Below are 22,060 nucleotides of genomic sequence, written 5' to 3'. Positions count from 1 at the left end.
GGCCTGGCGCTCCAGTTGTCGGACGAGGTCCGGTGCCCTTCGGGGCGCCGGGCCTCGTCCGCTTTTCCGGGGTGGGGGCCGCGGATCAGGACGGCTGGCGGTCGGAGCCGAGTTCGCGGGAGATCCGCAGGCCGGCCTGGGCGACGACCGGGCCGAGGGCGCGGACGCGGGCGGCGGTCATCCGGGAGGTCAGGCCGGAGACCGACAGGGCGGCGGTGACCTCGCCGGCGTGGTCGAAGATCGGCGCGGCGACGCAGCGGACCTCGGGCTCGTTCTCGCGGTCGTCGATGGAGTAGCCGCGGGCGCGGATCCGGGCGAGGTCGGCGCGCAGCCGGGTCTCGTCCGAGATGGTCCAGGCGGTCACCGGGCGCAGGCCGGCGGCGACGACCTCGGCGACGGCCTCGTCGGGCAGCCAGGCGAGGATGGCCTTTCCGGTGGCGGTGCAGTAGGCGGGGGCCCGGCTGCCGACCCGGGAGGCCATGCGGACGTTGGTCTCGTCCTCGACCTTGTCCAGGTAGACGATCCCCGGGGCCTGCCAGACGGTCAGGTGGACGGTCTCGCCGGCCTCGCGCTGGAGCCGGCGCAGGTGTTCGGCGGCGACGCTGCGCAGGTCGAGGGTGGAGAGGTAGGCCTGGCCGAGGCGGAGCGAGCCGTGGCCGAGGCGGAACCAGCCGGTCTCGCGGTCGCGGTCGAGGAGGTGCTCGTCGAGGAGCGGGCCGGCGAGCCGCAGCACGGTGCTCTTGTTGAGGCCGAGCGCGTCGGCGAGTTGGGCGAGCGGGACGCCGCGCCCGTCGCCGTGGTCGCGGACGTGGCCGAGGACGGCGAGCGCGCGGCGCAGTGAGGAGGACTGGTTGCGTTCGGTCGCGGGCTTCCTGCCGGTCGCCGCTCCGGCAGGCCGTTCGGCCGTCGTGTCCGCGGGCCGCTCGGTCTCCGCCTCGGGCCCCGTCTCCGTCATGGGTCCGTCCCTCGTCTCGTTCTGCCGGTGTTCCTCCGCTCGGCGGCGGTTGTCAGAAGGTACCCGTTCGCGCTCGGATCTCCGCTTCTTCGACACAACGTTGTGCAGTGCAAAACTTCCCGAACCCCCTCTTGTTGGCGCCGATCGCCCCCGCCTAACGTCCCTGCCATCGAGCAGGCGACGCCGCCGCACCCGGACGGTCCGCCCTGCCGTACCCCCGCACCGGCCTGCCCGGGACGCCCCCCAGCGCGTCCGGGCCGTCCACCACCCACACTCACCATCGGCCCCGGTCAGGGCCTGCTTCGACGTGCCCGTCCCGAGCGGCGCACGTCTCGGCGGCAACTGTCGGGAGGGGAGGTCTCCACCCATGCGACTCAACCGACGGGCTGCCGCGGCCGCCGTGCTCGCCGCCGGCTGCCTCGCCGCGACCGCCTGCGCGCCGGGCACCGCCGCGCCGACCGGCGACAAGGCCGCCGACGACCGGACCGGCACCCTCCAGGTGTGGCTGTACAACGAGGCGGGCAACGCGGCCAAGGAGGCCGTGATCGGCAAGGCGGTGAGCGAGTTCCAGGCCTCCCACCAGGGCGCCACCGTCAAGGTCAGCTACATCGACACCGACGCCTCCGCCCGTGCGGCCAAGATGAAGGGCGCCTTCAACGACCCCAACAGCGCCCCCGACCTGGTTGAGTTCGGCAACACCGACCTCCCCGGCTACGTCGCGGCCGGAGGCCTCGCCGAGATCGGCGCCGACCTCGACAAGTGGCCGGACAAGGGCGACCTCGACCCGGCGATCGCCGGGACCGCCGTGGTGGACGGCAAGACCTACGGACTGCCCTGGTGGGTCGGCGTGCGTGCCCTCTTCTACCGCACCGACCTGTTCACCGAGGCCGGGCTCACCCCGCCGACCTCGTACGCCGAACTGGTCACCGCCAACCAGAAGATCCACGCGGCGCACCCCGACACCTTCGGCATCGCCATCGGCGGCAAGTACACCTTCGGCGCGCTGCCGTTCGTCTGGGACGCGGGCGGCGACATCGCCACCAAGGACGGCTCCGCGTACCAGGCGGCCATCAACTCGCCCGCCTCGCAGGCCGGGATCAAGCGCTACACCGACCTCTTCGGCGACGACGGCTGCCCCGCCCAGCAGTGCGCCGACCTGACCGGCGGCAAGACCGTCGACCTGTTCGCGGCCGGCAAGTCGGCGATGGCGATCCTGCCCAACTCCAGCCGCAGCAAGGTCGATGCGGGCGCGGTGAAGGGCAAGTACGGTGTGGTGCCGCTGCCCGGGGAGAAGCCCGGTTCGGTCGCCCCCGCGTTCGCCGGCGGCAACAACCTCGGCGTGATGAAGGCGGCCAAGCACCGCACGCTCGCCGTCGAGTTCGCCGAGCTGCTGGCGGGCCCGGCGTACCAGGAGCAGATGTACGACGCGATGGGCAACCTGCCGACGCTCAAGTCCGTCAGCGGCAAGGTCGCCGCCAAGGACGCCTTCCTGAAGCCGTTCACCGACACCATCGCGGCCGGCACCAGGTTCGTCCCGCTCGACCAGGCGTGGGCGCAGATCGACGCCCAGGCGGTGATCCCGACCATGCTCCAGCAGGTCGTCACCGGCAAGGCGGACGTGGCGAAGGCCTCGGGCGACGCCGCGAACCAGATCACCTCGGCCTTCGCCGCGCACTGACGGCCGCGCCCCGAAGAGAGCAGGTCCCGCACGTGTCCGCATCCACCACGACCGCCCCGACGGCGCCGCCTTCCCCGCGCGGGCGCCGTGGGGGCAGGGCGCCGGCCGCACCCTCGGGCGGCCGGCGCCGCCGGCCCCCGCTGCTGCTGCTCCTGCCGGCCGCGGTCATCCTGATCCCGTTGGTCGCCTACCCGATCTACCAGTTGGGCCTGTTGTCCGTGCTGGACTTCGGGCAGGCCCAGGCCTCCGGGGGCGCCCCGACCTCCTTCGTCGGCTTCGGCAACTACTCGAAGATCCTGAGCGACGGCCAGTTCTGGTCGGTGCTGCTGCAGACGGTCGGCTTCGCCGCGTTCTGCGTGCTCGCGACGCTGGCCGTCGGCGCCACCCTCGCCGTCCTGCTGACCAAGGTCGGGCGGTGGCCCCGGCTGGTGCTGACCACCGCCGCGATGGCGGCCTGGGCGGCGCCGGCGATGACCGGTTCGACGGTGTGGAGCTTCCTGTTCGACACCAACCTCGGCCTGGTCAACCACACGCTGGTGAAGCTCGGTCTGACGGGCTTCCACGAGTTCAACTGGTTCTACGACAAGTGGACGGCGTTCCTGATCGTCGGCGCCGTCGTGGTGTGGCACTCCTTCCCGTTCGTGATGGTCACCCTCTACGCGGGGATCCGGGCGATCCCGGAGGAGATCATGGAGGCCGCCGCCCTGGACGGCGCCAACACCTGGACGACCTTCCGCCGGATCACCGCGCCGATGCTGCGGCCGATCCTGACCATCGTGGTGATCCAGTCGGTGATCTGGGACTTCAAGGTCTTCACCCAGATCTACGTGATGACCGAGGGCGGCGGCATCGCCGGCCAGAACCTCGTGCTCAACGTGTACGCGTACCAGAAGGCGTTCGCCTCCTCCCAGTACGGGCTCGGCGCGGCGATCGGCGTGATCATGCTGCTGATCCTGGTGATCCCGACGGTCCTCTACATCCGCACCCTGCGACGGACGGGGAACGAACTGTGACCACCGTGAACCCCGTTCGGGCCGCTGGAACCCCGGGCGGCCCGACGCCGACCGGCCGGGCCCCGAAGGGCCGGACCCGGAACACCCGCGGCCGGTGGCGGCTCGCCGCCAACACCGGCGCGATCGTGCTGGCGGTCGTCACCGCCTTCCCGATCTTCTGGATGGTGCTCTCCGCCTTCAAGCCCAAGGGCGAGGTGCAGTCGCTGGACCCGAAGCCGTGGACGGCCCACCCCACCCTGGAGAGCTTCCGCCAGGTGCTCAGCGTGGACGGCTTCGGCCGGTACTTCGTGAACAGCCTGGTGATCGCGCTGTCGGTGGTGGTGCTCTCGGCCGTCGTGGTGTTCCTGGCGGCGGTGGCCGTGACCCGGTTCCGGTTCAGGTTCCGCACCACCGTCATGGTGATGTTCCTGATCGCCCAGATGATCCCGGTCGAGGCGCTCACCATCCCGCTGTTCTTCATGTTCCGCGACGCGGGCCGGTTCGCCCCCGGCATCGGGCTGAACACCCTCGCCTCGCTGATCCTGGTGCAGTTGGCGTTCTCGCTGCCGTTCGGCATCTGGATGATGCGCGGCTTCGTCGCGGCCGTCCCGGTGTCCATCGAGGAGGCCGCGCAGATCGACGGCGCCAGCCGGACCCGCATCCTGTGGCGGATCCTGCTGCCGCTGGTGGCGCCGGGCCTCGCCGCGACCAGCGTGTTCTCCTTCATCGCGGCGTGGAACGACTTCGTCTTCGCCAAGACCTTCATCATCAGCGCCACCCAGAACCAGACCCTGCCGTCCGCGCTGCTGGTCTTCTTCAAGCCGGACGAGAACGACTGGGGCGGCATCATGGCGGCGTCCACGCTGATGACCGTGCCGGTGCTGATCTTCTTCATCGCGGTCCAGCGCAAGCTGGTGTCCGGGCTGGCGGGCGCGGTGAAGGACTGACGCCGGCCGGGGGCGGGGCCGGACGGCGACTCCCGTCGATCGCCGAGGTGGTGGGCCCGGCCCACCACCTCGGCTTCGGCGTTCCTACGCGACGCCGTGCGGTCGGAACTGGATGCTGATCCGCGGGCCCACCGGCCGGGCCGTCTTCGGGATCGCGTGCTCCCAGGTGCGCTGGCAGGAGCCGCCCATGACCACCAGATCGCCGTGTCCGAGCGGCCGGCGCACCACCGGGCCGCCGCCGTCGCGCGGTCGCAGTAGCAGGGCGCGCGGCTCGCCGACGGACAGGATCGCCACCATGGTGTCCTCGCGGGCGCCGCGCCCGATCCGGTCCCCGTGCCAGGCGACGCTGTCCCGGCCGTCGCGGTAGTAGCAGAGGCCGAGCGTGCGGAACGGCTCGCCCAGCTCCCGCGCGTAGTGCCGGCTCAGTGCCGTCCGGGCCTGCCCGAGGACGGGGTGCGGCGGCTCGGCGTCGGCCGGGTAGGAAGCCAGCAGTCGCGGTACGTCGACCACCCGCTCGTACATCTCGCGGCGCTCGGCCCGCCAGGGCACGGTGGCGGCGAGGTGTTCGAACAGGCGGTCCGCCCCGTGCAGCCACCCGGGTAGCAGGTCCAGCCAGGCTCCGTCGCCCAGGACGGCCCGGCGGAGCCCGTCGAGCGGGCCGAGGCGGACGCCGTCGGTGTCGTCGGCGTCGTCGGTGTCGTCGAACAGCGAGGGCTGGAGGTGGACGGTGCTGCGCATGGGGCCAGCGTACGCCCAGAATCGAACGTGTGCTCGAATAAAGGTCCTGAACTGGCCCCGGGCGCGGTGGCCCGGCGGTTAGGCTTTCGGCCATGCCGGGCCGGTACCGGCCGACGGGCTCCCCTCCCCGAGCGGCGAACCGGCGATCATCCACCCGCGACGGCGGCCCCGCCGCACAGATGGAGAGACGATGAGCAAGCCCACCAGGACGGCCGCGCGGCCGCCTGTGGCCCACCACGCCGACAGCCACGACCTGATCAGCGTGCACGGCGCGCGCGAGAACAACCTCAAGGACGTCAGCGTCGAGATCCCGAAGCGGCGGCTGACGGTGTTCACCGGTGTCTCCGGCTCCGGCAAGAGCTCCCTGGTGTTCGACACGATCGCCGCGGAGTCGCAGCGGCTGATCAACGAGACGTACAGCGCCTTCGTCCAGGGCTTCATGCCGACCCAGGCGCGGCCCGAGGTCGACGTGCTGGAGGGGCTGACCACCGCGATCATCGTCGACCAGCAGCGGATGGGCTCCGACCCCCGCTCCACGGTCGGCACCGCCACCGACGCCAACGCGATGCTGCGGATCCTCTTCAGCCGGCTCGGACAGCCGCACATCGGCTCACCCAAGGCGTTCTCCTTCAACGTCCCCTCGATCAGCGGGGCGGGCGCCGTCACGGTCGAACGCGGCGGTCAGACCGTCAAGGAACGGCGCAGCTTCAGCATCACCGGTGGCATGTGCCCGCGCTGCGAGGGCCGCGGCAGCGTCTCCGACATCGACCTCACCCAGCTCTTCGACGCTTCCAGGTCGATCTCCGAGGGCGCGATCACCATCCCCGGCTGGAAGACCGACAGCTGGTGGACGGTGGGGATCTACGCGAACTCGGGCTTCCTCGACCCGGACAAGCCGATCCGCAAGTACACCAAGAAGGAGATGCAGGACTTCCTGTACCGCGAGCCGACCAAGGTGAAGGTCAACGGGGTCAACCTCACCTACGAGGGGCTGATCCCGAAGATCCAGAAGTCGATGCTCGCCAAGGACCGGGACGCGCTGCAGCCGCACATCCGGGCGTTCGTCGACCGGGCGGTCACCTTCACCGCCTGCCCCGAGTGCGAGGGCACCCGGCTCAGCGAGGCCGCCCGGTCCTCGCGGATCGGCGGGATCAACATCGCCGACGCCTGCGCGATGCAGATCAGCGACCTGGCCGACTGGGTCCGCGGCCTCGACGAGCCGGCGGTGGCGCCGCTGCTCGGCACCCTGCGGCACACCCTCGACTCGTTCGTGGAGATCGGGCTGGGCTACCTCTCGCTCGACCGCCCGTCCGGCACGCTGTCCGGTGGGGAGGCGCAGCGGGTCAAGATGATCCGGCACCTCGGCTCGGCGCTCACCGACGTCACGTACGTCTTCGACGAGCCCACCACCGGTCTGCACCCGCACGACATCCAGCGAATGAACGAACTCCTGCTGCGGCTGCGGGACAAGGGCAACACGGTGCTGGTCGTGGAACACAAGCCGGAGACCATCGCGATCGCCGACCACGTCGTCGACCTCGGCCCCGGTGCCGGGACGGCGGGCGGCGCCGTCTGCTTCGAGGGCACCGTCGACGGCCTGCGGGTCAGCGGCACCGTCACCGGCCGCCACTTCGACGACCGGGCCGCCGTCAAGCAGGCGGTGCGCGAGCCGAACGGCACCCTGGAGATCCGCGGCGCGACGGCCAACAACCTGCGCGACGTCGACGTCGACATCCCGCTCGGGGTGCTGACCGTGATCACCGGCGTCGCCGGCTCCGGGAAGAGCTCGCTCGTGCACGGCTCGATCCCCGCCGGGGCGGGCGTGGTCTCCGTCGACCAGGGCGCCATCCGCGGCTCGCGGCGCAGCAACCCGGCGACGTACACCGGGCTGCTGGAGCCGATCCGCAAGGCGTTCGCGAAGGCCAACGGCGTCAAGCCGGCCCTGTTCAGCGCCAACTCCGAGGGCGCCTGCCCGAACTGCAACGGCGCCGGCGTGGTCTTCACCGACCTGGCGATGATGGCCGGCGTCGCCAGCACCTGCGAGGAGTGCGAGGGGAAGCGGTACCAGGCGGCGGTGCTGGAGTACCTCCTCGGCGGCCGCGACATCAGCGAGGTGCTCGCGATGCCGGTGACCGAGGCGGAGGAGTTCTTCGGCACCGGCGAGGCGCGCATCCCGGCCGCCCACCGGATCCTGAGCAACCTGGCCGACGTCGGGCTCGGCTACCTCAGCCTCGGCCAGCCGCTCACCACGCTGTCCGGCGGCGAGCGGCAGCGGCTCAAGCTGGCCACCCACATGGCGGAGAAGGGCGGCGTCTACGTCCTCGACGAGCCGACCACCGGCCTGCACCTCGCCGACGTCGAGCAGCTGCTCGGCCTGCTCGACCGGCTGGTGGAGTCCGGCAAGTCGGTCATCGTCATCGAGCACCACCAGGCGGTGATGGCCCACGCCGACTGGATCATCGACCTCGGCCCGGGCGCCGGCCACGACGGCGGCCGGATCGTCTTCGAGGGCACCCCGGCCGACCTGATCGCCGCCCGCTCCACCCTCACCGGCGAGCACCTGGCGGCGTACGTCGGCTGAACGCCCGCGGTCGCCGAGCCCACGCGGCGCCTACCTGGGCGCCGCGTTCCCGCCCGCCCGGCCGCGCGAGCGCAGCGCGCCCACCCGCTTCCAGCTCGACTTCACCGCCCCGGGCGCCGACGGGCGGGCGCGCCCGTGCACCGCCGACTTCACCCGGGGGTTGGTGCAGGAGGCCCGGACGGCGGAGGGCCGACCGCTACCCGGTGGTGCCGTGGACGGTCCGTCCGCCGACGACGGTGCGTTCGGGCCGCAGTCCGCGCAGCGCGTCGACCGGGCAGCTCAGCGGATCGACCGGCCACACCGTCAGATCGGCCAGGGCCCCCGGTCGCAGGCTGCCGCGCTCGGCGCTCTCGCCCACCAGCCTGGCGGCGTCGACGGTGTGCAGCGCGATCGCCTCGGCGCGGTCGATGGCGTGCTCGGGCCCGACCACGCCGGTGGTGGTCCGGCGGGTCGTCATGCCCCACACCGACACCATCGCGCCGTACGGGCCGACCGGGAAGTCCGAGCCGGCGGCGAGCAGCGCGCCCTCGTCGAGCCACTCGCGCAGCGGGAAGATCCCGGCGGTCCGCTCCCGCCCCCAGGCCCGCTGCTGGGTGAGCGCGCCGTCGTGCAGCAGCGGGTGCTGCACGGTGACCGGGATGCCGAGTGCGATCGCCCGGGCCCGCTGGTCGGCCCGGGCCAGCCCGCCGTGCTCGACCACCAGCGTGCCGGGCGGCAGGCCGGGGCGGTGCTTGAGCACCTCCTCGAAGACGTCCAGCAGGGTGCGCAGGCCGCGGTCGCCCCAGGCGTGCACGCCGACCCGCCAGCCGCGCCCGACCACCCGTTCGACGGCCGCGACCAGCTCGGCCGGCTCCCAGAGCAGCCGGCCGTGGTAGCAGGGCTGCCCCTGGTAGGGCTCGTCCAGGGCGCCGGCCTCGAAGCCGCCGTCGATGCCGAACTTGACGCCCCACACTCGGAACAGGTCGTCGTCCTCGCCGGCGGCGCGCCAGGCGTCCATCCGGTCCAGCAGCGCGTCGACCTGTTCGGGGGTGCGGGCGGCGAAACCGGAGACCAGCGCCCGGACCCGGACGGAGAGCGCGCCGGCCGCCCGGGCGGCGCGCAGTACGTCGAGGTCCTCGACCGGGACCAGGCAGTCGCGCACGGTGCCGATCCCGGTGGCGGCGTAGTCGGCGGAGGCGGCGCGCAGACCGGCGACGCGTTCGGTGCGCGCGGGGCGCGGCAGCACCCGCTCGACCAGTTCGACCGCCTTGTTGACCAGCCGTCCGGTCAGCCGCCCCTGTTCGTCGAGTTCGATCACGCCGCCGGGCGGGGCCGGGGTGGCGGCGGTGATGCCGGCGAGGCGCAGCGCGGCCGAGTTGAGCACCATGTTGTAGGCGCCGCGGCGGACCAGCACGGGGTGGTCGGCGGTGGCCCGGTCCAGCTCCTCGGTGGTGGGCATCCGCTGCTCGGCCAGGTGCACCTCCTGCCAGTTGATCGTGGTGTGGATCCACTGTCCGGCCGGGGTACGGGCGGCGCGCTCGCGGATCAGGCCGAGGAACCCGGCGAGGTCCCGGGCCTGGTGGACGGGTACGCCGTGGACGCTGTGGCCGGCCAGGATCAGGTGGGTGTGGGTGTCGTCGAAGGCGGGCAGCACCGTCGCGGCGGGGGCGTCCAGCACCTCGGTGGCCGTTCCGATCAGGACGTCCAGGCCGTCGGGGGCGGGGGACAGGGCGGTGATCCGCGCCCCGGTGACGGCGATCGCGCGCTGCGGCGGCTCGCCGGGGACGAGGGTGTGCACGGCGGCGGCCCGGATCAGCAGATCGGCGGGTGCGGGTGCGGAGTCGGGTACGGCGTGGTGGTCGGGGTCGGTCATCGCGGCTCCTGGTGGGGTGGGCCGCCGGCCGACAGACCGGTGACCTTCTCGACGTACCGCAGGCCGGGCTCGGCGAGCAGCGCGTGCAGCTCGGTGAAGACGGCCCGGGCGGCGACGGCGTTCCAGTCGGCGGGCAGCAGCGGCTCGGGCAGGCCCGGGTCCAGGTACGGCAGTCGGCGCCACTGGGTGAGCATCGGCACGTAGTCGCGGAACGCCTCGACCGGGTCGATCCGCAGCTGCCCGCGCAGGTCGGCGGCGACCGGGCGCCAGGCGTCGTCGAAGGCCGCGTACTGCGCCTCGATCGCCGGGAAGTCCCACCAGTCGGCCACCGCGGTGCGCAGTTCGGCGAAGCCCGCGTACTCGGCGGACAGGAACAGGTGCACGTAGGCGCTCAGGCCGAGGCGCTCCAGCAGGCGCCGGGCGTCCGGCAGCAGCCGGGCGGGTGCCAGCCAGACGCCGGGGGCGGCGTTGCCGAAGCCGAGCCAGCTCAGCCGTGAGCGCAGCTGGTGGCGGTGGGCGCGCTCGGACTCGGGCACCGAGAACACCGCGACCACCCAGCCGTCGGCGAGTTCGGCGGGCTCCAAGCTGTGGAAGATCCGGCGGTCGCCCTCCTCGAACACCGGGCCCATCGCCGGGGCCAGCCGGTATCCGGTGCCGCCGCGGCGTTCCTGGAGCAGGGTGCCGGCCTTCTTCAGCCGGGAGATGGCCGAGCGGACGGCCGGGCCGTCGACGTCGAGTTCGGCCATCAGCGCTATCAGGTCGGCGATCGATATCCAGCCGCCGAGGCGGCGCACGAACTCGCCGTACACGGTGTGGATCAGCGAGCTGGGCCGGGGCGTGCTCTCCGACATGGTGGGCCTCCTCCCCGGCAGCTCGTGGTGATCATAGCGGTGGCCGGCGGTCGGCGGATCGGTGTCGGATTCAGGCCTCCGCGTAGGCGCCGGAGAGCAGGTGTCCGGCGCCGGGGGCGAAGGCGGGGAGGCCGAGGGCGCGCAGCAGTTGGTGGGCGGTGCAGATCGCCGCCGAGACGACCGGCTTGCCGAGCCGCTGCTCGGCCTCCTCGACGGCGGCCAGCGAGGGCAGTTGGACGCAGGCCGAGAGCACCACCGCGTCGGCGTCGGCGTGGGCGAGGCGCTGGGCGATGGCGGGGAGCCTCGCCGGGTCGTGGGCGGCCACGTCGAGGTTGTCGGGGATCTCCAGGGCCGCGTAGTCGAGCACCTGGACGCCCTCGTGGGCCAGGTAGTCGACCACCGTCCGGGCCAGCGGCCGCAGGTACGGGGTGACCAGGGCGACCTTCCGGGCGCCGAGCGTGCGCAGGCCGGCCACCAGGGCGCCCGCGCTGGTGACCACGGGCGCGGGGGCGCCGTTCTCGACGGTGCGGCGGTGCAGCCGCTGTTCGGCCTCGCGGTGGTAGCCGGGGCCGGTGGCCATCACGGCGACCAGGCAGGCGTAGCCGAGCACGTCGACCCGGGCGTCGGAGAGTTCGGTGGCGCAGCGGTCGGACTCGGCGTCCATGGCACGCAGTTGCTCGGGGGTGACCCTGGTCATCCGCATCCGGCTGGAGTGGAAGGTGAACCGCTCGGGCGCGACCGCCTCGCGGGCCCGCAGCAGGGCGGGGACCTCGGTCTCCATGGTGACGTTGGAGCTGGGGACGATCTGGCCGATCCGGTAGGTGGTCATGGGGCGTGGGGCTCCTTTCCGGGTTTCCGGGGCTCCGTGCGGGGGCTCGGTTCAGCGGGCGTCGACCACCGGGTTGGCCAGGGTGCCGATCCGCTCGATGGTGGCCTCGACCAGGTCGCCGGGCTGCAGGAACTGCGGCGGCACCATGCCGGCGCCGACGCCGGACGGGGAGCCGGTGGCGATCACGTCGCCCGCTTCGAGCGTGACGCCGGAGGAGATGTCGGCGATCAGACGGGCGATGCCGAACAGCATGTGGCGGGTGTTGGAGTCCTGCCGCAGCTCGCCGTTGACCCGGAGCGAGAGGTCGAGTCCCTGCGGGTCGGGGATCTCGTCGGCGGTGACCACGACCGGGCCGAACGGCGCGTAGCTGTCCTGGCCCTTGGAGAAGAACCACTGCCCGGAGCGGCGTTGGTCGCGGGCGCTGACGTCGTTGACGATGCTGTAGCCGAACACGTGCCGCCAGGCGTCCTCCTCGGCCACCCGGAAGGCCGGTTCGCCGATCACCACGGCGAGTTCGCACTCCCAGTCGAGCTGTTTGGTCAGGTCGGCGTTGTGCCGGATGGGCTGGCCCGGGCCGGTGACGGCGGTGGCGGGCTTGCTGAACAGCACCGGGCGGTCGGGCAGTTCGCGGTCGGTGTCCAGGGTGCGGTGCGATTCGGAGACGTGCTCCACGTAGTTGAGGCCGACGCCGACGATCTTGCCGGGCCGCAGGGGTGCGCGCAGCGAGACCTCGGTGAGCGGGCGGAGAGCCGGGTGGTCCGTCGGCGTGGCCGTGAGCAGCGCGCGGGCGGTGGCCGTCGCCGGCTCGCCGACCCGGATGAACTCCAGCAGGCCGTCGGGCAGTCGGGCGCCGGCGGCGGTGGCGAGGGCGGTCAGATCGGCGACCCGGTCGCCGAGCCGGGCGCCGAGGCGCGGGGTCTCGTCTCCGTCCGCGCAGTAGGTCAACAGGTGCATGGTCGGGACTCCTTGGTGACGGGTCGGTGGGTTACCGGGCGGTGGCGGGTCGGTGGGTTACCGGGCGGTGACGGACTGGTGCCCGTCGGGGCCCGGGTGGGCCTCCTCGCGGTAGAGGCCGAGCGAGTGCATCACCGGGAAGTCGTTGAACGAGAACAGGCAGGCGTCCTCGCCGGGGTCGAGGTTCGCGTGCTCGTGCCAGGCCCAGGACGGGACGACGAAAACGTCCCCCTGCCGCCACTCGAAGCGCTGCCCGGCGATCACCGAGACACCGCGCCCCTTGGCCGCCGTGTAGACCACCGAGCCGGTGTGGCGGTGGGCGCGGGTGGCCTGGCCGGGGCGCAGCAGCTGCAGGTGGGCGGCCATGGTCGGCATCACCGGGCCGCCGGTGACCGGGTTGGTGTACTCCATGATCACGCCGTCGTACGGCGATCCCTCGGTGGCACGGGCGAGTTGGCACAGTGCGTGGTAGCTCGGCTCCCAGGGCCAGCCGAGCAGCGGGGAGTAGGGCCTGGTCCAGGTCTCGACGCCGTACGGGAGCAGGTTGCCGCCGTAGCTCAGCAGCGAGGCGTTCACCACCGTGCCGGGGCGCTGGTACAGCTCCGGGTGCACCTCGTAGAAGTTCGCGTCGAGCATGTTGACCAGCGGGATGTCCAGGCCGTCCTGCCAGATCACCGGGGCGTCGTCGGACTCGTTGCCGTGCTCGTGCCAGGAGTTGTTGGGCGTGATGGCGAAGTCGCGCGGGCCGACCTTGAGCTTCTGGCCGTTCACGATCGTCCAGGCTCCGGTGCCCTCGTGGACGAAGCGCAGGGCGGCGGCCTGGTGGCGGTGCGCGGTCATCGCCTCGCCGGGGCCCATGATCTGCAGGCCGGTGTACAACAGGCCGACGGCGGCGCTCAGGTCGCGGCGTCCGGGGTTGACCAGCATGACCACCCGGCGGCCGGCGTCGTCGGCCTTGACCAGCGGCAGGGCCTTGCGGACCAGCGGGCGCAGGTCCGCGTAGCGCCAGAGCACCGGTACCGACTTCGGCTGCGGATACCAGGGCTCGATCTCGTTCGCCACCGTCCACAGCGCGCCGGCCTCGTGCTCGGCCAGTTCCTCGTAGTAGGCGGCGAGTTCGGGGCTGTCGCCGACCCTGGCGCGGCCGATCCGGTCGTCGTCGTGGTCGGCCGTGCCTTCGTGACCGGCCGTGCCCTCGTGGCTGCTCATGCCTTGGTGGCTGCTCATGCCTCCTCCTCCAGTGCCAGCGGCCGCAGCGGACGGTTGTCCACGTGCAGCCGGAAGACGTCGAAGCGGTTGTAGTGGCCCACGATGTCGTGCATCTGCTTGGGCTGGATGCACCGGCCGAGGTCGATCTCGGCGTAGACGATGCCCTCCTCGTCCACCAGCGGTTCGCCCACCGGGCGCCCGTCGGGGCCGAAGATGCCGGACAACGCGCTGCGCGGGCGGGCGAGTTGCTTGCGGACCTGCTGGTCCTCGCCGGCGATCAGGTCCACCATCTCGGACGAGATCGTGGAGCAGGAGACCACGGTGTACAGCTTGCCCTCGAAGCAGTGCGCGGCGGCGCGCAGCGCGATCGCCTCCGCCATGTCGTAGTCCTCGGGGGCCACCGGCAGGGCGATGTAGCTCGCGGCGTGGACGAGTTCGCCCTGGGCCAGCAGGGTGAAACGGGCCAGGGTGTTGGTGTTCTCGCCGCAGGCCAGCGCGCCGAGCGGGCCGACGGCCGTGCGGTGGACCCGCAGGGAGCTGCCGTCGCCGGGCGTCCAGGTCAGCTTCTCGGCCCAGGTCGGCACCAACTTGCGGTGAACGCCGAGCAGTTCGCCGTCATCGCCGATGACCAGCAGGGTGTTGTAGAGCACCCCGAGGCTGTGTCGACCACGCTCGTTGACGCCGATCACCAGCACCACGCCGGCCTGCCGGGCGGCGGCGCGCAGCGTGTCCACGTACGGGCCGGGGACGTCCACGGCGGCGCGGTAGAGGCGTTCGTACCAGGGGGAGCCCTGGACCGGGGTCATCGTCCAGTTCCAGTACGGGTAGCCGGGGACGAAGACCTCGGGGAAGACCACCAGGGTGGCGCCGTGGCCGGCTGCCTCGTGGATCAGGGCCACGGCCTTGTCCACGGTGGCGGCCGGGCCCAGGTAGACGGGGGCGGCCTGCACGGCCGCGGCGGTGAAGCGGGGCAGATCCGGCATGGGTTCTCCTCGGCTGCTCAGCGTGGTCCGGGCGGGGGCGGCGGCCAGCGGCGGTGCACCGGCGCGGGCGGCTCGCGCCGCAGGTGCAGGCGCGGGGCGACCCGGTCGGCGTTCGGGCCCGGCGGCCTGCGGCTTCCCGCCGACCAGGGGCCGGGCCAGCGCGCGCCCGGCCCGGTGTAGCCCTGCTCGGCGGCGGCGTGCAGCGTCCAGAGCGGGTCGTACAGCTGGGCCCGCCCGACCGCGACCAGGTCGGCCCGCTCGGCCAGCAGGACGGAGTTGGCGTCGTCGTGCCCGGAGATGGCGCCGACCGCGATGGTCGGCAGGCCGGTGGCCGCACGGATCAGTTCGGCGAACGGCGTCTGGTAGCCGCGGCCGTACGGCGGCCGCTGGTGGGCGACCACCTCGCCGGTGGAGACGTCCACCGCGTCCGCCCCGCCGTCGGCCAGCGCGCGGCAGATCGCGACGGCCTCCGGCTCGGTGGTTCCACCGGGTGCCCAGTCGCAGGCCGAGATCCGCACCAGCAGCGGCCGCCCGGCCGGCCAGGCGGTGCGGACCGCCGCCAGCACCTCCAGCGGCAGGCACAGCCGGTGGGCGAGCGGGCCGCCGTAGCGGTCGGTGCGGTGGTTGGTCAGCGGTGAGAGGAAGCCGGAGACCAGGTGCCCGTGGCCGAACTGCAGTTCCAGCGCGTCGAAGCCGGCCCGCGCCGCGCGTTCCGCCGCGGCGGCGAAGTCGTCCACCACGGCGGCCAGTTGGGCGGCGCTGGCGGCGTGCGGGGGAGGGCTGCCGGGATCCCAGGGGAGCGGGGAGGCGGCGAGCAGCGGCCAGCCGTCGGCGAGCGGGCGCCCGATCCCGTCCGGGCCGGGTGCGGCGGTGGCGCCCCGGCGGCCGGCGTGGGTCAGCTGGAGGCCGAGCGGGGTGGGGCTCACCGCGCGTACGGTGTCGACGAGTTCGCGCCAGGCGGACTCCTGGCGGTCGCTCCACAGCCCCGGGCAGCGGTCGGTGGCCCGGCCTTCGGGGCTGACGGCGGTCATGCCGGCGAGGACCAGTCCGGCACCGCCGAGCGCGTGCGCGGTCAGCTGGGCCCGGTCGAAGCCGCTGGGCAGGGTGTCGGCGGAGGTGAAGGTGGCGAGCGGGGGCACGACGATGCGGTTGGCCAGCTCCAGCGTGCCCAGCTTCAGCGGCCGGAACATCGGCGGTACGCCGGGCGGGCCGCCGGCGGCGGTGTCCACCGCGTCGACGAAGGCGGGATCGCGGGCCCGCAGACTGCCGTAGGTGACCCGGCGGCTGCGGGTGAGCAGGTTGAACGCGAACCGGTCGGCGTCCTGCCCGGTGCGCCGCTCCAGCGTCTCGAACCACTCCAGGCTCGCCTGCGCGGCCCGCTGGGTGGACTCCACCACCGGCCGCCGCTCGGCCTCGTAGGCGGCCAACGCCTCGTCCACCGACGGTTGTTCCCGCAGACTCGCGGCGAGCGCGAGGGCGTCCTCCAGGGCGAGTTTGGTGCCAGAGCCGATCGAGAAGTGTGCGGAGTGCGCCGCGTCGCCGAGCAGCACCACGTTCCGGTGGCGCCAGCGCGCGTTGCGCACGGTGGTGAAGCGGATCCAGCGGGAGGCGTTGGGGATCAGCCGGTGGCCGTCCAGGTGTCCGGCGAGTAGCTCCGCGCAGCGCCGCACGCTCGCCTCGTCGCTCTCGCCGCGCGCCGGCTCCGTCGCCGCGAGGGCGTCGAAGCCGGCCCGGCGCCAGGCGGCCTCGGCGATCTCCACGATGAAGGTCGAGCGCGTCGTGCTGTACGGGTAGGCGTGCACCTGGAGGGCGCCGAAGTCGAACCGCTCGACGATGAAGGTGAAGGCCTCGAAGACCTTGTCGGTGGCGAGCCAGATGTAGCGGCAGTGCCGCTCGTCCAGGTCGGGCCGGAAGGTGTCGGCGTAAGCCGCCCGGGTGGCCGAGTGGATGCCGTCGGCGGCGACCACCAGGTCGTAGTCGGCGGCGAGGCGGCCGACCGGCGGGGCGGGCGTGCGGTAGCGCACGTCCACCGCGAGGCGCTCGCACCGCTGTTGCAGGATGGCGCGCAGCCGGTTGCGGTCGAGCGCCGCGAAGCCGTGCCCGCCGCAGGTGCGGACCCGGCCCGCGTAGCGCACGTCGATGTCGCTCCAGCGGGCGAACTCGGCGCTGATCGCGGCGAAGACCTCCGGGTCGGCCTGGGCGATGCCGTCCAGCGTCTCGTCGGAGAACACCACGCCGAAGCCGAACGCGTCCTCCCGGCCGTCGCGTTCGAACACGGTGATCTCCCGGTGCGGCGCCAACTGCTTGGCCAGTGCGGCGAAGTAGAGCCCGCCCGGTCCGGCGCCGATCACCGCGATGCGGCGGGCGGTGGCGGGCCCTGGGGCGCCTTCGGTCGCTGCGGTCGCCGCACGAGCCCCGGCCCCGGCGGTCACCGGATCACCTCCGCCTGCTGCGGGCCGGCCTCGGCCAGGGCCCGGCGCACCGGAGCCGGCCAGGGCTCGGCGCCCTCGGCGTGCGGCGCGGCGTGCACCACCGACATCCGGCCGGACGCGGCCAGGCCCTGCGGGCCGTGCACCTCGAAGGCGTAGTGCAGCGAGGACCCGCCGACCCGGACCACCCGCAGCTCGGTGCGGACCACGTCCCCGAACCAGAGCCGCTCGCGGTAGTCGGCCTCGAAGTGCACCCGGGGGATCCGCCCGAACAGCTCCGCCAGGCCCAGCCGTCGCAGCAGCGCCGCCTCGGCGGCCTCGGCCCAGCGCTGCACGGCCGAGAAGTGGTAGTGCCCGGCCGCGTCGGTGTCGGACCACTCGACCCGGCGCTCGACCGCCACGCTGGCCGGGGCGGTCGCGGCCCGCCGGCGCAGCTCGGCGCGGTGCAGCTTGCCGGTGGCGGTGCGCGGCAGAACGGTGACGAACTCGACCGCGCGCGGGTACTTGTACGGGGCGATGGTCCGTTTGACGTGCTCCTGGAGGTCCGCCGCCTTCTCCGGTCCGGCGGGTACGCCCTCGCGCAGCACCACGTAGGCCTTGACCACCGTGCCGCGCCGCTCGTCCGGCGCCCCGACCACCGCGCAGTCGGCGACGTCGGGGTGGGCGGCGAGGGCCTGCTCGACCTCGGGGCCGGCGATGTTGTAGCCGGCCGAGACGATCATGTCGTCGTTGCGCGCTTGGTACCAGTAGTAGCCGTCCTGGTCGCGGACGTAGGTGTCGCCGGTGAGGTTCCAGCCGTTGCGCACGTAGTCGTGCTGGCGCTCGTCGTCCAGGTAGCGGCAGCCGGTCGGACCCTTGACGGCGAGCAGCCCGGGTACGCCGTCCGGCACCGGCCGGCCGTGCCGGTCGAGGATGGCGGCCCGGTAGCCGGGGACGGGGCGCCCGGTCGAGCCGGGGCGGATGTCGTCGTCGGCGGCGGAGATGAACACGTGCAGCAGCTCGGTGGCGCCGAGGCCGTCGATCAGCCGTTGTCCGGTGGCCGCGCGGAAGGCCTGCCAGAGGGTGGCGGGCAGGTGCTCGCCGGCCGAGACGCAGCGCCGTACGCCGGACAGGCGGTCGGCGAGCCCGGCGGCCAGGATCGCCCGGTAGGCGGTCGGCGCGGTGAACAGCACGCTGACCCGGTGCCGGTGGACCTGCTCGGCGAGCTGTTCGGGAGTGGCCTGCTCCAGCAGCAGGCTGGCGGCGCCGGCGCGCAGCGGGAAGACCACCAGGCCGCCGAGCCCGAAGGTGAAGGCGAGCGGCGGGGTGCCGGCGAACAGGTCGTCGGGGGTCGGCCGCAGGAGGTGGCGGGAGAAGGTGTCGGCGTTGGCGAGCACGTCGCGGTGGAAGTGCAGGGTGGCCTTGGGACGGCCGGTCGTCCCGGAGGTGAAGGCGATCAGCGCGACGTCGTCGGCGGCGGTCGGGACGGCGGTGAAGTCGCCGTTCTTGGCGGCGCAGCGGGCGGTCAGGTCCTGCGGGCCGGGCCCGCCGAAGGCGAGGGTCCGCAGGCCGGGCGTCTCGGCGCGGGCGAGGTCGTCCAGGTAGCGGTGGTCACACAGGGCGACGACCGGCCGGGCGATCCGGTGCAGCGCGGTCAGTTCGGCGGCCCGCAGCAGCGGCATGGTGCTGACGACCACCCCGCCCGCCTTCAGCACGCCGAGCCAGCAGGCCACCAGCCAGGGGGTGTTCGGGCCGCGCAGCAGCACCCGGTTGCCGGCGGCCAGGCCGAGGTCCTCGGTCAGCAGCCGGGCCACCCGGTCGGCGCGGTCGCGTAGTTCGCCGTAGGTCCACCGGCCGGTCGGGGTGAGCAGGCAGCGGCGGTCGGGCCCGAGCCGGGCGATCGTCGCGTCGAGCAGCGCCTGGGCGCAGTTCAGCCGGTCCGGATAGGACAACTCCGGTATGTCGAAGAGGAGTTCGGGCCACTGGTCGAAGGGCGGGAGATGGTCTCGGCAGAACGTGTCCACGTGCGCGGAGGGGGATAGCTCCATGGGCGGGCACCTCATCGTGCGAGCGGGGAGTGAGGCCAGTATGGCGCCCCGGTGACGCCAGTCAAGAGAGCGATACATGCATTCGGGGGAGCGGTCGTCGTGCGGGCGAACGACGGGTGGAGCGCGATGGCACTTCACCGCTCGGGTGTCGGGCCCGCCCTGGCGGTGCGGAGCGAGGTCGGAACCCAGGGGCGCTCCGGACGGGTCACTCGCCCCTCCCCCCGCATGCATCCGCACCGCCTGGTGGGCCTACTTGGATTCGATCCTTCCCATCGGGTTGAGCTCGGACGTCAGCGTCTGGCGTGCCGCCTGCCAGGCAGGGTCCCCGGGGTGGAGCTCGGTACGGAGGTAGGCCCAGGTGAGCCGCTGGACCGCGGCGACCCGCCGGGGGTTCTCGTCCGTGGTTTCGGCGGCGTCGTAGCCGGAGATCCCGCCGAGCCCGTGCTCCGCGCCGTACAGGGTGAGCAGGGACTTGGGGCCCGGCGAGAGGACGTACGGGTCGGTGTGCCAGTCCGGGCCCTGAACCGTCAGGTGGGCCGAGGAGTCCTGGTCGCCGGCGACCACCAGCGCGGGTGTCGCCATCCGGGAGAAGTCCGTGGTCAGGAGGAAGGGGTGGTTCTCGGCGACGGACGCGGCCAGTGCGTCGCCGCCGCTGCCGGGTGCGGCGAGCAGGACGCCCGCGGTGATCCGGGGTTCGGACAGGTTCACCTGGGTGCCGGTGCGGGGGTCGGTCAGCCGTGCGCCCAGGAGCAGGCTCGCGGTGTGTCCGCCCATGGAGTGCCCGGCCACGGCGATCCTGTGGTGGTCCAGGCGCCCGGAAAGCTGCGGGACGGCGGCCTCGATCGCGTCGAGCCGGTCGAGGATGCGCTTCATGTCCTCGGCCCGCGAGCGCCAGTACAGCGGCGCCTCGGGGTGGTCGGGATCCAGGCTCAGCGTGCTCGAGCTCAGATGGGTGGGTTGGATGACGACGAAACCGTGCGCCGCCCAGTAGTTGGCGAGGGGGGCGTAGCCGTTCAGCGAGGAGAGGTTGTTGGAGGGGCCGTGGCCGTGTGAGAGGAGGATGACCGGTAGGTCGCTCCCGGTCACGGGGGCGGAGACCCGCACGTGCAGGTCCACGGCTCGGCCGGGAGCCGGCAGCACCACCGGGCTGACCGAGAGGACGGGAGCGGGCGCGCCGACGGTGTCGGCTGCGGAAGTCGATTCACTCATGGTGTTCCCTTGTCAGGGCCTGGCCGCCGGTCTCATGCGGCGGCGAGGCGGACGGGAGGGGCCCGCCGAGGTTAGGATCGAAGCGGAACCTTGTTCCGTTAACGATACGGAACGCCGTTCCGCTTAGTCAACATCGTCCGGAGGGAGAGCATGGTGTCCACTGCAGGCCGGCCTGGGGACGCGCCGGCCCGAAGCAAGCGGGCCGACGCGCTACGGAACCAGCAGACGCTGCTTGCCGCCGCCGCCGAGGTGTTCGTCACCGCCGGCGTCGACGCGCCGATCCGTCAGATCGCGGCCAGGGCGGGTGTCGGAGTGGGCACCATCTACCGCAACTTCCCGACCCGGGCGGACCTCGTCGTCGCCGTCTACCGCCACCAGGTCGAGGCCTGCGCCGAGGCCGGACCGGCTCTGCTGGCCGCCTCCGCCTCCCCGCTGGCGGCACTCCGTCAGTGGGTCGACCTCTTCGTCGACTTCCTGGTGACCAAACACGGACTCGCCAACGCGCTGCAAGCGGACAGCGGCTTCGAGGCGCTGCACACCTACTTCCTCGACCGCCTGGTGCCCGTCTGCACGCAGTTGCTCGATGCCGCGGTCGACGCCGGCGAGGTCAGGCCCGGCACGCAGGCCTACGAACTGATGCGCGGCATCGGCAACCTCTGCATCGGACGTGACGGCGACCCCCGCTACGACCCCCGCCGCTTGATCGACCTGCTCCTCCAGGGGCTGCAGCGACCGCAGCCGTCCTGATGCCGACGGCGCCTGGTGGTCCTGCGGTTTCCACGAAGACCACGCCGACCGGGGTCAGTCGGCGCTCCGGGCGGCGGTGTCGGGCTCCCGGCCGTCCTGGGCCTGCTGGGCGCGTTCGGCCAGCAGGCGGGTGAACAGGGCCAGTGCCGGCATGGCGGTGGTGGTGCCCGGACCGGCGGCGCGGATGTGGAGCAGCGTCGTGCCGACCCGTACCAGCGCCTCCGCCGAGTCCGTGCCGTGCGTCCGGGCGGCGCTCTGGTCGCCGATCGGGGGGAGCGGGACCGTTGCGGCCGGGTCGTCGCCACCGGTACGGGCGAGCAGCGCGTCGAAGGCCCGGCCGGCGGCCTCGGGGGAGGCGAAGGCGATCACGGTGAACTGCGCGCTGTGGCCGGTCGGGTCGTGGATCGTCTCCGTGGCGTAGGCGAGTTGCTGGTCGCAGGCGTCCGGGAGCAGGCACGGCGCGTCGGTGTCGGGGCCCGACCCCGACCGCGGGCCGCTCTCCACCTGCCACCCGCCCGGCATGGCCCGCGGATCGGGCAGCACGTCCTGCGCCTGGGCGGGGTCGCGCAGCGTCCGTGCGGCGTGCGCCAGGTCGGGCCCGCCCGGCCGCAGGAGCGGGCGCGACCCGAGGTTGATCCCGACGGCGACCAGGGCGGCGGCGACGACCAGCGCCAGCGTGACGACGAGGGGGGCCACCCCACGCCGGGCGGCCCGGGCCCGGGCGCCGGCGACCGCCGGATCCACCCGCAGGTGGACGGTCGGCGGGTCGGCGGGTCGGCCGAGCTCGGTGGTGGCCAGGTACCGGGCGAACGCCGGGTCCGCGGCGAGCAGTTCGCCGACGGCGGCGGTCAGCCCGGCCCGGGCCCGGGCGTCCCCGGGGTCGGCCTCGATCGCGTCCACGGCGCGGGCGCCGTCCGCCGTCGCCCGCAGCCGCGCCCGCACCAGGTCCGCCAGCCCCCGCCCCGGGCCACCGGCCACGCCCTCGGCCGCCCGGATCAGCACGCCGGCCACGCCTGGTACCAACTCCTGGCCGTCCCCCATGGAAACTCCCCCCGCCCCACGAGCCGTCGCCCCCACGA

Annotated in this window: 16 protein-coding genes and 2 pseudogenes; 5 read left to right on the top strand and 13 right to left on the bottom strand. The window is 73.4% G+C overall.

All coding sequences use genetic code 11. The annotated features are described in order from the left end of the window. Window positions 1-85 precede the first annotated feature (85 nt). A complete protein-coding gene (locus tag ACIO5E_RS34105) occupies window positions 86-955 on the bottom strand; it encodes an IclR family transcriptional regulator (protein ID WP_400675507.1) in 870 nt (289 codons plus the stop codon). 367 nt (window positions 956-1,322) lie between these two features. Between ACIO5E_RS34105 and ACIO5E_RS34100 the strand changes: the two genes are divergently transcribed. The 3 genes from ACIO5E_RS34100 to ACIO5E_RS34090 are packed head-to-tail and all read left to right on the top strand — an operon-like array spanning window position 1,323 to window position 4,572. After that, the gene (locus ACIO5E_RS34100) at window positions 1,323-2,633 is read left to right on the top strand and encodes an extracellular solute-binding protein (protein ID WP_400675505.1); all 1,311 of its coding nucleotides are present in this window, start codon (window positions 1,323-1,325) and stop codon (window positions 2,631-2,633) included. Between the two features lie 32 nt (window positions 2,634-2,665). Continuing rightward, window positions 2,666-3,646 carry a carbohydrate ABC transporter permease gene (locus tag ACIO5E_RS34095; protein WP_400675503.1) on the top strand — a complete coding sequence of 327 codons (981 nt, stop codon included), beginning with the start codon at window positions 2,666-2,668 and terminating at the stop codon, window positions 3,644-3,646. Beyond that, window positions 3,643-4,572 carry a carbohydrate ABC transporter permease gene (locus ACIO5E_RS34090; RefSeq protein WP_400675501.1) on the top strand — a complete coding sequence of 310 codons (930 nt, stop codon included), beginning with the start codon at window positions 3,643-3,645 and terminating at the stop codon, window positions 4,570-4,572. Before ACIO5E_RS34095 ends, ACIO5E_RS34090 begins: the two co-directional genes overlap by 4 nt. A gap of 84 nt (window positions 4,573-4,656) precedes the next feature. On the opposite strand, the gene ACIO5E_RS34085 is transcribed toward ACIO5E_RS34090, so the two are convergent. Further along, entirely contained in the window at window positions 4,657-5,310 is a 654-nt protein-coding gene (locus tag ACIO5E_RS34085) for an alpha-ketoglutarate-dependent dioxygenase AlkB (protein WP_400675499.1), read from the bottom strand. A 190-nt stretch (window positions 5,311-5,500) separates the two neighbouring features. Between ACIO5E_RS34085 and ACIO5E_RS34080 the strand changes: the two genes are divergently transcribed. Further along, a complete protein-coding gene (locus tag ACIO5E_RS34080) occupies window positions 5,501-7,891 on the top strand; it encodes an ATP-binding cassette domain-containing protein (RefSeq protein ID WP_400675497.1) in 2,391 nt (796 codons plus the stop codon). A 196-nt stretch (window positions 7,892-8,087) separates the two neighbouring features. Here the strand turns inward: ACIO5E_RS34080 and ACIO5E_RS34075 are convergent, their stop codons facing one another. The 10 genes and pseudogenes from ACIO5E_RS34075 to ACIO5E_RS34030 form a co-directional block, all read right to left on the bottom strand. After that, window positions 8,088-9,743 carry an amidohydrolase gene (locus ACIO5E_RS34075; RefSeq protein WP_400675495.1) on the bottom strand — a complete coding sequence of 552 codons (1,656 nt, stop codon included), beginning with the start codon at window positions 9,741-9,743 and terminating at the stop codon, window positions 8,088-8,090. Further along, window positions 9,740-10,594 (bottom strand): PaaX family transcriptional regulator C-terminal domain-containing protein, encoded by an 855-nt coding sequence (locus ACIO5E_RS34070; protein WP_400675493.1) that lies wholly within the window; start codon window positions 10,592-10,594, stop codon window positions 9,740-9,742. Before ACIO5E_RS34070 ends, ACIO5E_RS34075 begins: the two co-directional genes overlap by 4 nt. A 70-nt stretch (window positions 10,595-10,664) precedes the next feature. Further along, window positions 10,665-11,423, bottom strand: a complete 759-nt coding sequence (locus tag ACIO5E_RS34065; RefSeq protein ID WP_400675491.1) for an Asp/Glu racemase — start codon at window positions 11,421-11,423, stop codon at window positions 10,665-10,667. A 51-nt stretch (window positions 11,424-11,474) separates the two neighbouring features. After that, complete coding sequence (locus tag ACIO5E_RS34060) at window positions 11,475-12,377, bottom strand: fumarylacetoacetate hydrolase family protein (RefSeq protein ID WP_400675489.1); 903 nt, start codon at window positions 12,375-12,377, stop codon at window positions 11,475-11,477. A gap of 57 nt (window positions 12,378-12,434) precedes the next feature. After that, window positions 12,435-13,604, bottom strand: coding sequence for a cupin domain-containing protein (locus tag ACIO5E_RS34055; protein ID WP_400675487.1), 1,170 nt, complete (start codon window positions 13,602-13,604; stop codon window positions 12,435-12,437). Next, window positions 13,601-14,569, bottom strand: a complete 969-nt coding sequence (locus ACIO5E_RS34050; RefSeq protein WP_400675485.1) for a carbon-nitrogen hydrolase family protein — start codon at window positions 14,567-14,569, stop codon at window positions 13,601-13,603. Before ACIO5E_RS34050 ends, ACIO5E_RS34055 begins: the two co-directional genes overlap by 4 nt. A 17-nt stretch (window positions 14,570-14,586) precedes the next feature. Then, entirely contained in the window at window positions 14,587-17,001 is a 2,415-nt protein-coding gene (locus ACIO5E_RS34045; protein ID WP_400675483.1) for an FAD-dependent monooxygenase, read from the bottom strand. Further along, window positions 16,998-17,342: pseudogene (locus ACIO5E_RS34040) on the bottom strand (acyl-CoA thioesterase); the annotation flags it as partial. The gene ACIO5E_RS34045 and the pseudogene ACIO5E_RS34040, both read right to left, overlap by 4 nt. A 63-nt stretch (window positions 17,343-17,405) precedes the next feature. After that, window positions 17,406-19,025, bottom strand: a pseudogene (locus tag ACIO5E_RS34035) (AMP-binding protein); the annotation flags it as partial. Window positions 19,026-19,274: 249 nt separating this feature from the next. Then, the gene (locus ACIO5E_RS34030) at window positions 19,275-20,234 is read right to left on the bottom strand and encodes an alpha/beta hydrolase family protein (protein WP_400675481.1); all 960 of its coding nucleotides are present in this window, start codon (window positions 20,232-20,234) and stop codon (window positions 19,275-19,277) included. A 150-nt stretch (window positions 20,235-20,384) separates the two neighbouring features. On the opposite strand from ACIO5E_RS34030, the gene ACIO5E_RS34025 reads away from it, so the two are divergent. After that, window positions 20,385-20,981, top strand: a complete 597-nt coding sequence (locus tag ACIO5E_RS34025; RefSeq protein WP_400675479.1) for a TetR/AcrR family transcriptional regulator — start codon at window positions 20,385-20,387, stop codon at window positions 20,979-20,981. Window positions 20,982-21,035: 54 nt separating this feature from the next. Here the strand turns inward: ACIO5E_RS34025 and ACIO5E_RS34020 are convergent, their stop codons facing one another. Continuing rightward, complete coding sequence (locus tag ACIO5E_RS34020) at window positions 21,036-22,022, bottom strand: hypothetical protein (RefSeq protein WP_400675477.1); 987 nt, start codon at window positions 22,020-22,022, stop codon at window positions 21,036-21,038. Window positions 22,023-22,060 lie beyond the last annotated feature (38 nt).

It is taken from the genome of Kitasatospora sp. NPDC087314, assembly GCF_044744365.1.
Lineage (GTDB): Bacteria > Actinomycetota > Actinomycetes > Streptomycetales > Streptomycetaceae > Kitasatospora.
The sequence above is the reverse complement of the archived record's forward strand: the minus strand, read 5'-3'. Positions and strand labels throughout refer to the sequence as shown.